Genomic DNA, 10,791 nt, shown 5'->3' with positions numbered 1-10,791 from the left:
GACCACGATGATCGGACCGATCCACATCCAACCCCGCCCACGAATGGGTTGTGGGCCGAAGACGCCGCGCAGCCAGCCGACCTTTGTCGTGAAAACCAGCAGGGCGATCCCGCCGATCGCGATGGGCAATGCGACGCCGAGGAGGATGCTGGAGGCGCTTGCCACGACATTGTCCGTATCGATCTGGTCTGCAAAAACCCTGGAGGTAACCTGCCCGACAGCAAGATAGAACGCCAGGTAGACGACGATCAGCAGGAGCACTTTCCACACGGTGGGGCGACTCCAAAAACCGGACTTTTCGGGAACCGTATTGGTCATTGTCAGATCGTAAAGGGAGCTGCACGAAAACGCGCGGGTACCGTCTATTCGGACAGCAGCGAACACGAAGGCAGGCGCAGAAGAAATGTTGGAAGTCGATTTGAATGCACTGGACACGGCTTTGGCAGCGGGTGAGCCGTTGATCGACGTCCGTGAGGCCGACGAGTTCGCTCAGGTCCGAGTTCCCGGTGCGACGCTCATTCCGCTCAGCGAATTCGTCTCTCGCGTGGGTGAAATTCCGGACGCGGAAACGGTGTACATCATCTGCGCCGTCGTTGGTCGGAGCTTGCAAGCCGCTGAGTATCTGCAGGCTCGCGGCATCAATGCCGTTTCGGTGGCCGGTGGAACGATGGCGTGGTACCAGTCGGGGCGCCAGGTCGAGACCGGCGAATAGTGCGTAACTGTTGGGGCAGCTCCCGTTTACGGAGCTGCCCCAACACGTCACTTCCGCCAGAACAGGTGGTGCGTCACGCCGCTCGGGCTCGGCACAACGTCGAGGTTGAAGCGGTCGAGTAACTCGTCAGGTGTCTCCCACAGTCGTAGACCGGATCCGAATTCGATCGGGGAGACAGCGATGTGCATCGTGTCGACCAGATCGGCGTCGAGGAATTCACGGATAGTGCTGACTCCGCCGCCGAGTCGAACGTCCTTGCCCTGCGCTGCCTCACGTGCCTGCGCGAGGGCCGTCGCGGGGTCGGCGTCGACGAAGTGGAATGTCGTGTCCCATAGCGTGAACGACGGCCGCACGTGGTGGGTCAAGACAAAAACCGGGGTGTGGAACGGTGGCTCGTCGCCCCACCAGCCCTGCCACTCGAGATTCTCCCAAGGGCCGCGGTAGGGTGAGAATTTGTTGCGGCCCATGATTTCGGCGCCGATGTTGTTGGAGAAGTCCCGCGTGAAATAGTCGTCGAGGCCTCGGCTGCCGCCGGGATCGGTGCGATTGGGCCAGCTGGCCGTAGCTCCTGCCCACGCAAACATTTCACCGTGGTCCAGGCCGAACGGGCTCTCGAAGCTCTGGTCCGGACCGCAGGCTATTCCGTCACTCGAAACGCCGAAATTCTGCACTCGCAATAACTGACTCACCGTGTACTCCTGCTCTCGACAATGGTCTACGTGAGTACAGACCGTACGGCGAGCCAAAACTCATCGGTGCGAATTCATGCAGCCGCCGGTAGAACTCCACTGCGGATCGACCGGACGGTCCTGACCGCGACGGTTGCCCAGATGGGGATCAGTACGGTCAGCAGGGCAAGTGCGATTCCCAGGATCAGGGTGGAACCGGTGGCGACTCCGAAGGCATTCGCTCCGACGGCACATGCTCCGATGGGGAAGGTGAAGCTCCACCAGCCGAGCGAGAAGTCCAAGCCGCGGCGCAGTGCGTGGATGGTGACGACGGTGACGGTGACAAACGCGATCACGCCGATGATTCCGACGACGGTTCCGTAGGCGATCCCGAATTCGTGCAGGGTGTCGGCATGCTCGGGGCTGAGTGCATGCCGTGAGGCGGCGGCCAACAGGTTGGATGCCGCGATCGACTGTCCGATCACGCCCAACGGAATCCACAGTGAGGGAATGGCATTGAACGGGATCACGTCGACGCCGGCCGAACGGTTGCGTGCGAACTGCCTGGCGACGGCTACCAGAATGCCGATGGCGGCGGTCAGCGCCAGAGCGAACAGGATGTAGCAGAAAACCAGTACCGCGATGCGTGGAGCGCCTTCGGGCATGTGGGTGCTGACCGCTGCGCCGGTGGTGGCCGAGACCATCGGAGGTACGACGGGCATGAGCCAGAACGGCATTGCCGTCGCCATCCCGGCATCTCGAACGAGTCGAATCATCATCACGACGTAGGTGACCAGGCCGAGTGCCGTGCCGAGTGTCCACAGTGTCAGCGACACGGTGATCGCCACGTCGTGGCCGAGGAAGTCCGGGCCGGTGATGCCGGTTGCGGATCCCACGGTCAGCAGTGCCATTGCGACGGCGCCGTAGAAGGGGAACATCGCGGGGCTGTGCAGGTAGGCGAGGGCCTGACATCGATGTTGTGACCAATGGGTGGCAAATGCTCCGATCAAGGCGCACAGTACGAGAACCGCCAGAACCCAGAAGATCTCGGAGACCAGTTTCAAGCCCTCGATCTCCGGTTCGAGCGAAGCGGCGGCCACCGACACGATTCCCGTTCCCATCGCTGCCGCGAACCAGTTCGGAGTGATGTGGGCGAAGGTGGAACTCGTTGTGGTGGTCATGTATTTCACTGTCGTCTCATCCGGTCCGTACCGGTAGACCGGTTGTTCTTGAATGCCCACAAACTCGCCTTGTGGGTCTAATCTTGGGACTATGTCGTTGTCTCCTCGGGTGCCGGAACTCAGTGCCCTCGACGTCCTCCTTTCCGTAGGGCGTCTGGGCAGCATGGGTGCTGCCGGCCGGGAGCACGGACTCAGTCAGCAGGCGGTCAGCGCCCGGGTGCGTTCGGTCGAACGCCAACTCGGAATCAAGGTGTTCGATCGAGCGGCGACCGGTGTTCGTCCCACCGCCGAGGGCGGTCTGATTCTCGAGTGGGCAAGTCACATCCTCGTCAGTGCCGAGGAAATGGCATCGGGAGTTGCCGCACTTCGCGGTGAACGTGATGCTGCCGTCACGGTTGCCGCCAGCATGACCATCGCCGAGTATCTGGTTCCCGGATGGACGGTCGCGATGCGGCACAAGTTCCCCAACGTCGTGGCGTCGGTGAGCTTGCACAATTCCTCGGACGTCTCTGCTCAAGTTCAGGCCGGCCAGGCCGATATCGGATTTGTCGAAGGGCCGGATGTGCCGTCGGCGCTCGCGTCGTGCGAAGTAGCGCGTGATCACCTCGTCGTGGTTGTGCCGCCGGGACACGACTGGGCGAATGGTGTGCCCGTTCCGGTCGAGGAACTCGCACGCACACCGCTGATTCAGCGAGAATCAGGGTCCGGTACGCGCCTGACGCTCGAGAATGCTGTTCCCGATTGTGTGCCGCCGCTGCTCGAGCTCACCTCGTGTACCGCTGTCAAGGCTGCGGTGGTGGCAGGCAACGCCCCGGCTGTTCTGTCGTCGCTGGCAGTTGCCGCCGACCTGACGGACGGCCGACTGGTCGCGGTCAACGTCGACGGCTTGCGGATGCCGCGTCGACTCCAAGCCGTCTGGGATCCCGATCGCGGATTGCGCGGTGCGGCAAGAGATTTCCTCGATATAGCGCTCGGATCCAACACCGCTGTTCATTCACGCTGACGGCTACGGCCGCTATCGGACGGTGTCGATCCCCGCGAGGATGAGCTCGATGCCTGCCAGAAACTGTTCTCGGTCGTCGTGGTCGCGCAACTGCGCCGTCACCTGATTGAGGAACGGGTACTTCGCAGAGTCGAGTTCTTCCCATCGCGTGGCGACGCCCGCGAGGAAAGCGGACCGATCTGTCTCACGGGGGAGCAGACGGGCGCCCGCGGCGTACTGTCCGGCGAGACCGAGCACGTAGTTCAGGAGCGCGGACGCGCAGTCGAACTGTGCCGATTCGGGAACGCCGAGCGCCTGGAGTTGCTCGCCGAGACTTTCGAAGATCTGCATCACCGCTGATTGCCACGGTTCACGTGAGAGTTGGGTGCCGACCCAGGGGTGGGCGTCGATCGCGTCGAACACGCCGAGGGTGATGGTCCGGATCGCCTCCCGTGGGGCTGCACCTTCGGTTGCACCGGTTGTCACGCGGGCGATGACGTCGTCGGTCGCCGCGGCGAGCAGTTCGCTCTTGTTGGCAACGTGCCAGTAAATCGCCCCGCTACCTGTTGCCAGGCGTGCGGAGAGTGCGCGAAATGTCAGCGCGGCTTCGCCCTCGTCGTCGAGGATCTCGATCGCAGCCTCGACGATTCGCTCCTTCGAGAGCGCATCCGTACGTCGTTCGGTCCGCTGATTCCTGGTCGCCATGCGAACCATCTTGACATATCTGGAACGCCGTTCCAAGATGTCATTGGAACGACGTTCCAATCGAAGCCTGAAAGGAAACAAACATGAGCAACTCGATAACGATCATCGGGGCGGGCCTCGGCGGTCTGACCCTCGCGCGTGTCCTTCACGTTCATGGAATTCGGTCGAAGATCTACGAGGCGGAACTGTCGGCAGAAGCTCGCACGCAGGGCGGTCAACTCGACATCCACGAACACAACGGTCAGGCCGCGCTCGACGCTGCCGGCCTTACCGACGAGTTCCGCGCGATCATCCACGCGGGCGGCGCCGCGTCGCGCGTACTCGATCAACACGCCGCCGTGCTCCTCGACGAACCCGACGACGGCACGGGAGCACGTCCCGAGGTGCTGCGCGGCGACCTCCGTCGAATCCTGATTGATTCCCTTCCGGACTACACGATCGAATGGGGACGCAAAGTCGACACTGTGCGCTCGCTCGGAGATGATCGCCACGAGTTGACCTTCGTCGACGGTTCGACAGTGACCACCGACTTTCTCGTCGGTGCAGACGGTGCCTGGTCGAAGGTCCGGCCGCTGCTCTCCGATGCGAAGCCGGAATACGTCGGCACCACGTTCGTCGAGACCTACCTCTACGACGTCGACGAGAAGCATTCGGCTGCAGCCGAAGCCGTCGGGGACGGGGCGATGTACGCGCCCGCACCAGGAAAAGCGATCGCCGCGCATCGAGAGGCGGGAGACATCGTGCACACCTACGTTCAGCTGAACCGTCCGGCGGAGTGGTTTGCCGGTATCGATTTCACCGACGCCGCCGCTGCGACAGCGCGGGTCGCGGCCGAGTTCGACGGTTGGGCACCGGAACTCACGGCGCTGATCACCGATGGCGAAACCGCTCCGATTCCGCGCGCGATCCATGCACTTCCCGACGAGCACCGATGGGATCGCGTGCCTGGGGTGACGCTTCTCGGTGACGCGGCGCACCTGATGTCCCCGTCCGGTGAGGGTGCGAACTTGGCGATGTTCGACGGCGCCGAACTGGGAAAGGCGATCGCCACGCACCCCGACGACATCGAAGGGGCACTCGCCGAGTACGAAGAAGCGATGTTCGTGCGCAGCGCATCCGAGGCCGCGGACTCGCACGTGATCCTTGATCTCTGCCTCGGTGAAGGCACACCGTATTCACTGGTCGATTTCTTCACCGGCGCTGCTTCCATATCCGGATAATGGGCGAATGCCTGTTGATTCCACTCCTTGGTCTGCCGCGATTGCGCACGTGAGCGGTCTCTCGAAGGGCGGCCCGTTGGATCGAAATCACCGGGTGACGTTGCACTTTCATCCGGACCTCCCGTCTGAACGTGGTCTGACACTGGCCTCGATCGCACGTCAAGGCACCTATGTGACCCAGTTCGAGACTCGAACGAGCAACGGCGGACTGACGGCGCATCACGGCGGCGATCGTTGGCGTTGGGAGAGTCGGATATTCGGCGGAGCTTACGACGAGCGAGAGCCCTCGGAACGGCCGAAGTACGGAGCGTTGAACTTCTCCGCCGATCCCTACGGGGCATCCCCTCGGTTCGGCTCGTCCTACTTCCGGCTTGCCGAGCACACACTCGACCGCACCACCTTCTGCTTTCCCGACAGCGTCTTCGAGCCTGATCTCTTCGGAACGGCCGAAGCGATGAGCTTGGTCGACGCCGCACGGGCTGCCGAGCTCGACGATCCGCTCGACCACTACATCGAGGCGCACGTCCACGGCGCCGTCGACATCGGAACGGACGTCGAGGCGCTCGTTCTGGATCCGAGTTACCGGGGCACACTGATCGAAGAGATCGCCCACTCGCTCACGTGCCCGGTGCTGTGGCACGAGGGATACGCGGTCGATGTCGACGAGATAGCCGAACATCCCGAATACCGGGGAGCGGCCGTGATCGACCTTGCCCGAGAAATTGCGCACGGCAGGCGGCTGACGCCTGCCGTACTGGGGCTCGCACGGGGTGCATCCTTCGATCCGCAGGACGTCAAGAAGGTTTGGCACTACATCGCTCGATTCGGCGGCAGAGCGTAGAACTGGGCATTCGCGTACAGCTGCCCGTCGACGACCGCCGGTCCCGGGACCGCACATCGGTCCGAAGGGCGCGGTGAGGAAAGAGGGATTGATACGCAACATCGAGCATGAACTCCCGAAACAACTGCATCCGAAGATAGAAGTCGACCTTGATCCTCGGTCGAAGGGATGCATGAATCGATGGGCGCTCAACTCACCACCACCAGTGTCGACACACTCTGCGCGTACTGCGGGGTCGGCTGTGGTCTTGTCCTCGACATCATCACCGATCCGGAGACGGGACGTCGGAAGGCTGCGAAGTCTTCCGGTCTGAAGACACATCCCACCAACTTCGGGCGTCTGTGCACCAAAGGCACCACGACCGCAGACATGCTCGCAGGCCCGGGGCGCATGGAATCTGCATATCGCCGTCCGCGCCGAGGTGATGCGATCGAAGCGGCGGACATGGCCGCAGTCATCACTGACACCGCCCAGCGCCTGCGGGCAATCATCGACGAGCACGGTCCCGACGCGTTTGCGTTGTACGTGTCCGGGCAGATGTCACTCGAAGCTCAGTACCTGTCGAACAAACTGGCCAAGGGCTTCATCGGGACCAATCAGATCGAATCGAATTCCCGACTGTGCATGGCAAGTGCCGGCACCGGATACAAGCAATCGCTCGGGGCCGACGGACCGCCCGGTTCCTATCAGGACTTCGAACATGCCGACGTGTTCTTCGTGACCGGCGCGAACATGGCGGACTGCCATCCGATCCTCTTCCTTCGAATGCAGGAGCGGGTCAAGGCGGGCGCGAAGTTGATCGTCGTCGATCCTCGACGCACCGCCACCGCCGACAAGGCGAACTTGTTCCTGCAGATCGCTCCCGGCACCGATCTCGCGCTACTCAACGGACTACTCCACCTGCTCGTCGTAAACGGCCACACCGATCCGGACTTCATCGCCGACTTCACCGAAGGCTGGGAGGTCATGCCCAGTTTCCTCGCGGAGTACACTCCTGCGAAGGTCAGCGAGATCACCGGTATCTCCGAAGCCGACATCCACACGGCAGCGCAGTGGATCGGTGAGGCCGCCAACTGGATGAGCTGTTGGACAATGGGTTTGAACCAGAGCACCCACGGCACGTGGAACACCAACGCCATCTGCAACCTTCACCTCGCGACCGGTGCGATCTGCAAGCCCGGCAGCGGTCCGTTCTCGTTGACCGGTCAGCCGAACGCCATGGGTGGGCGTGAAATGGGCTACATGGGGCCAGGTTTGCCAGGTCAGCGCGCCGTGATGGTCGACGCCGATCGCGACTTCGTCGAGGACCGATGGGGGATCCCGCAGGGCTCGCTGCGCACCGACATCGGCGGTGGCACCATCGACATGTTCTCCCGAATGGCGGCGGGCGACATCAAAGCGTGCTGGATCATCTGCACCAATCCCGTTGCGACGGTAGCCAACCGCAAGACCGTCATCGACGGCTTGGAGAAGGCCCACCTCGTCATCACCCAGGATGCTTTCCTGGGCACCGAGACCAACGAATACGCCGATGTTCTGCTGCCTGCTTCGCTGTGGACAGAGTCCGACGGAGTGATGATCAATTCCGAACGCAACCTGACGCTCTTTCAGCAGGCACTGGATCCGGTTGGGCAGGCGCTGCCTGATTGGCAGATCATCGCCCGGATCGCCTGCGAGATGGGGTACGCCGAAGCGTTCACCTACACCTGTGCCGAAGAGGTGTTCGAAGAGATCAAGCAGTTCTGGAATCCGAAGACCGGCTACGACTTACGCGGCGTCACCTACGAGCGCCTCCGCAAGACATCGATTCAGTGGCCATGCCCGCCAGACAGTGATCAGGACCGTCATCCCATCCGATACGTCAATGACGGTGTCAGTCAAAGGCTCCTGATCCGCGAGGACGGCAGCACTCCGCGGCTCGCATTTCCCACCGCCACTGGCCGTGCGATGTTCTTCCCACGGCCGCACATGCTTCCCGCCGAAATGCCCGACGACGACTACCCCTTCCTGCTCAACACCGGTCGTCTCGCGCACCAGTGGCACACCATGACCAAGACCGGCAAGGTGGCCAAGTTGAACAAGCTCAACCCAGGTCCCTTCGTCGAGATCCATCCCGACGACGCCGCCAGGCTCGGCATCGTCGACCAGGATGCGATCGAGGTTGCCTCACGCCGCGGTCGCGCTGTGCTTCCGGCTGTTGTCACCGACCGAGTGCGTCCGGGGAACTGCTTTGCCCCATTTCACTGGAACGACGCCTTCGGTGAATATCTGTCCATCAACGCCGTCACCAACGACGCCATCGACCCTGCCTCGCAGCAACCGGAGTTCAAAGCCTGCGCTGTCACTATGACGAAGGTCGCCGTGAACACACCTGAAACAGTGCTCGCCGAGGCGCCGCTGGTGGCTTCCGCGCCAGCTGATCGGGCTTTGTCGCGAACTGATGTCCTCGCGGATGTCATCGGTCAAACAGGAACACCTGCAGTGGTATTCGATGCGCTCCAGCAGAGCTACCTGGCCGGTCTTCTCGCCGCGTTGCGTGCGGACGCCGATCGCACTGCCGGGGTCCCGACGTTGCCGTCGACGGCGCCGTTCGACGCCGAAAAGCGGATGTGGGTCGACGGTGTTCTGGCCGGCCTGTACTCGCGAACCGCGCTCCCTGACACCGACGGGCCCGCGTTGTCCTCGGCTCCGGGCATTGCGACAGAACGCGCGCCGATCGTGGTGCTCTGGGCATCGCAGACCGGAAATGCGGAAGAATTTGCCGCCGCCTGCGCTGCTCGCCTTGGGGAAGTTGGCTTGCCCGTGGTGATGCATGCAATGGACGAGTTCCAGGCCGCCGACCTGGCGGCCACCCGAGAGGTCCTGTTGATCACCAGTACCTCCGGTGACGGCGAATCCCCGGACAACGGCAGCGGTTTCTGGGATGCGTTGGCTGCTGACACGGCGCCCCGCATGGCCGAGACACGGTATGCAGTCATCGCTTTCGGCGACTCGAACTATGACGACTTCTGTGGGCATGGACGAAAGCTTGACGCCCGCCTTGCTGAACTGGGGGCCAGTCGTATCGTCGATCGCGCCGACTGTGAGCCCGATTTCGAGGACACCGCTGCTGGATGGCTGGACTCTGTCACGGCTGAACTTCAGCGCTCGGCGGCTGGTGAGACGGCCGACGTCGTCGTTGCAAAGAAGAATTCTGGGACAACCGTTGCAACCCCGCCGATTTCACCGGCGATGCCGGCGCCGCTGCAGTACAACAAGAAGGCGCCACTGACCACAGCCTTGACGCGCAATGTCGTGCTCAACCGTCCGGGTTCTTCCAAAGACGTGCGGCAGTTGGGCTTTCACCTTCCAGGTGACACGGTCAGTTACGAAGCCGGCGACGCTCTCGGAGTCTGGCCCCGAAACAGCTCTCCGTTCGTCGACGAGTGGCTCACCCTTACTGGCCTCGACGGTGACGAGACCGTCGAACTGGGGCAGTACGGGGAAATGACGCTGCGTACCGCGCTCACCGAGCGCCTGGAGATCACTCGAATCTCGACCGACATGATTCGATTCGTGCATCAACGAACCCGCGATTCGGACCTGGCCGAGTTGTTGAAGCCGGAGAATGTCTCCACGTTCAAAGACTGGTCGTGGGGACGACAGTCCGTCGACATTCTCGCGCAGTCGCCCGTTCGTGCCTCGACCGACGAATGGCTCTCGCTGCTCAAACCGATTCAGCCGCGGCTGTATTCGATATCTTCCAGTCCGAAGGAGAACCCACGCGAAGTGCAGTTGACGGTGTCCGCGGTGCGATACAACGTTGCGGGTGTCCCACGGCGTGGAGTGTGCTCGACTTACCTCGCCGACCACGCTCACGATGACGACATCGGTATCTACGTGCAGAAGTCGACCCACTTCCGGCCACCTTCCGATCCCGAGACCCCGATGATCATGGTCGGTCCGGGGACCGGCATTGCACCGTTCCGTGCCTTCCTGCATGAGCGGCGGGCATTGGGGCACACGGGCCCGAACTGGCTGTTCTTCGGAGAACAGCACGCCGCGACCGACTTCTACTACCGCGAAGAAATCGAAGAATTGCGGAAAGACGGATTCCTCACCGAACTCGACCTCGCGTTTTCCCGGGATCAAGCCGACAAGGTCTACGTGCAGGACCGGATGCGTGAGCGGGGTGCGCTGCTGTGGGAGTGGTTGCAGAAGGGAGCGCACTTCTACGTCTGCGGCGATGCCAACCGGATGGCCAAGGACGTCGACAGTGCCCTCAACGGGGTGGTCGCTCAACACGGAAAACTGGCTCCTCGCAGTGCCGAGGCATACGTGAAGGCTCTTTCGGCGGAGAAGCGCTATGTCCGGGACGTCTACTGACGTCGATCAGACAGCGCCCTTGAACCCGTGCTGACGCCAGGCCTCGTACGTCACGAGGGCGGCAGCGTTGGACAGGTTGAGGGACCGGCGTCCGGGCAGCATCGGGATACGCAGGCG

8 protein-coding genes and 2 pseudogenes are annotated in these 10,791 nt (G+C 62.6%); 5 read left to right on the top strand and 5 right to left on the bottom strand.

Going from position 1 to position 10,791, the window contains the following annotated elements; genetic code table 11:
• Positions 1-318, bottom strand: a pseudogene (locus A2J01_RS06395) (CPBP family intramembrane glutamic endopeptidase); the annotation flags it as partial.
• 85 nt (positions 319-403) lie between these two features.
• On the opposite strand from A2J01_RS06395, the gene A2J01_RS06390 reads away from it, so the two are divergent.
• Positions 404-712 (top strand): rhodanese-like domain-containing protein, encoded by a 309-nt coding sequence (locus A2J01_RS06390; protein ID WP_064112332.1) that lies wholly within the window; start codon positions 404-406, stop codon positions 710-712.
• Between the two features lie 47 nt (positions 713-759).
• Here the strand turns inward: A2J01_RS06390 and A2J01_RS06385 are convergent, their stop codons facing one another.
• Positions 760-1,401 (bottom strand): dihydrofolate reductase family protein, encoded by a 642-nt coding sequence (locus A2J01_RS06385; protein ID WP_064112331.1) that lies wholly within the window; start codon positions 1,399-1,401, stop codon positions 760-762.
• Positions 1,402-1,475: 74 nt separating this feature from the next.
• Entirely contained in the window at positions 1,476-2,561 is a 1,086-nt protein-coding gene (locus A2J01_RS06380) for a TDT family transporter (RefSeq protein WP_042449826.1), read from the bottom strand.
• A gap of 91 nt (positions 2,562-2,652) precedes the next feature.
• Here A2J01_RS06380 and A2J01_RS06375 point away from each other — a divergent pair, with 91 nt between their 5' ends.
• Complete coding sequence (locus A2J01_RS06375; RefSeq protein ID WP_030535095.1) at positions 2,653-3,564, top strand: LysR family transcriptional regulator; 912 nt, start codon at positions 2,653-2,655, stop codon at positions 3,562-3,564.
• Between the two features lie 12 nt (positions 3,565-3,576).
• On the opposite strand, the gene A2J01_RS06370 is transcribed toward A2J01_RS06375, so the two are convergent.
• Positions 3,577-4,257, bottom strand: coding sequence for a TetR/AcrR family transcriptional regulator (locus A2J01_RS06370; RefSeq protein ID WP_007727412.1), 681 nt, complete (start codon positions 4,255-4,257; stop codon positions 3,577-3,579).
• Positions 4,258-4,331: 74 nt separating this feature from the next.
• Between A2J01_RS06370 and A2J01_RS06365 the strand changes: the two genes are divergently transcribed.
• The 3 genes from A2J01_RS06365 to A2J01_RS06355 all read left to right on the top strand — a co-directional run bounded on the left by A2J01_RS06365 (position 4,332) and on the right by A2J01_RS06355 (position 10,674).
• Positions 4,332-5,468 carry an FAD-dependent oxidoreductase gene (locus A2J01_RS06365; protein ID WP_007727411.1) on the top strand — a complete coding sequence of 379 codons (1,137 nt, stop codon included), beginning with the start codon at positions 4,332-4,334 and terminating at the stop codon, positions 5,466-5,468.
• Positions 5,469-5,475: 7 nt separating this feature from the next.
• The gene (locus tag A2J01_RS06360) at positions 5,476-6,309 is read left to right on the top strand and encodes a DUF3626 domain-containing protein (protein WP_007727410.1); all 834 of its coding nucleotides are present in this window, start codon (positions 5,476-5,478) and stop codon (positions 6,307-6,309) included.
• 180 nt (positions 6,310-6,489) lie between these two features.
• Positions 6,490-10,674 (top strand): bifunctional nitrate reductase/sulfite reductase flavoprotein subunit alpha, encoded by a 4,185-nt coding sequence (locus tag A2J01_RS06355; RefSeq protein ID WP_064112333.1) that lies wholly within the window; start codon positions 6,490-6,492, stop codon positions 10,672-10,674.
• 6 nt (positions 10,675-10,680) lie between these two features.
• Here the strand turns inward: A2J01_RS06355 and A2J01_RS06350 are convergent.
• Positions 10,681-10,791: pseudogene (locus A2J01_RS06350) on the bottom strand (tRNA (uridine(34)/cytosine(34)/5-carboxymethylaminomethyluridine(34)-2'-O)-methyltransferase TrmL); the annotation flags it as partial.

It is taken from the genome of Rhodococcus sp. EPR-134, from assembly GCF_001647205.1.
Classification (GTDB): Bacteria; Actinomycetota; Actinomycetes; order Mycobacteriales; family Mycobacteriaceae; genus Rhodococcus_F; species Rhodococcus_F qingshengii.
The sequence above is the reverse complement of the archived record's forward strand: the minus strand, read 5'-3'. Positions and strand labels throughout refer to the sequence as shown.

Bases quoted from the DNA above. Each gene is read 5' to 3' on its own strand.
- A2J01_RS06380 (WP_042449826.1), bottom strand. From the start codon at position 2,561: ATGACCACCACAACGAGTTCCACCTTCGCCCACATCACTCCGAACTGG.
- A2J01_RS06390 (WP_064112332.1), top strand. From the start codon at position 404: ATGTTGGAAGTCGATTTGAATGCACTGGACACGGCTTTGGCAGCGGGT.
- A2J01_RS06375 (WP_030535095.1), top strand. From the start codon at position 2,653: ATGTCGTTGTCTCCTCGGGTGCCGGAACTCAGTGCCCTCGACGTCCTC.
- A2J01_RS06355 (WP_064112333.1), top strand. From the start codon at position 6,490: ATGGGCGCTCAACTCACCACCACCAGTGTCGACACACTCTGCGCGTAC.
- A2J01_RS06365 (WP_007727411.1), top strand. From the start codon at position 4,332: ATGAGCAACTCGATAACGATCATCGGGGCGGGCCTCGGCGGTCTGACC.
- A2J01_RS06370 (WP_007727412.1), bottom strand. From the start codon at position 4,257: ATGGTTCGCATGGCGACCAGGAATCAGCGGACCGAACGACGTACGGAT.
- A2J01_RS06360 (WP_007727410.1), top strand. From the start codon at position 5,476: ATGCCTGTTGATTCCACTCCTTGGTCTGCCGCGATTGCGCACGTGAGC.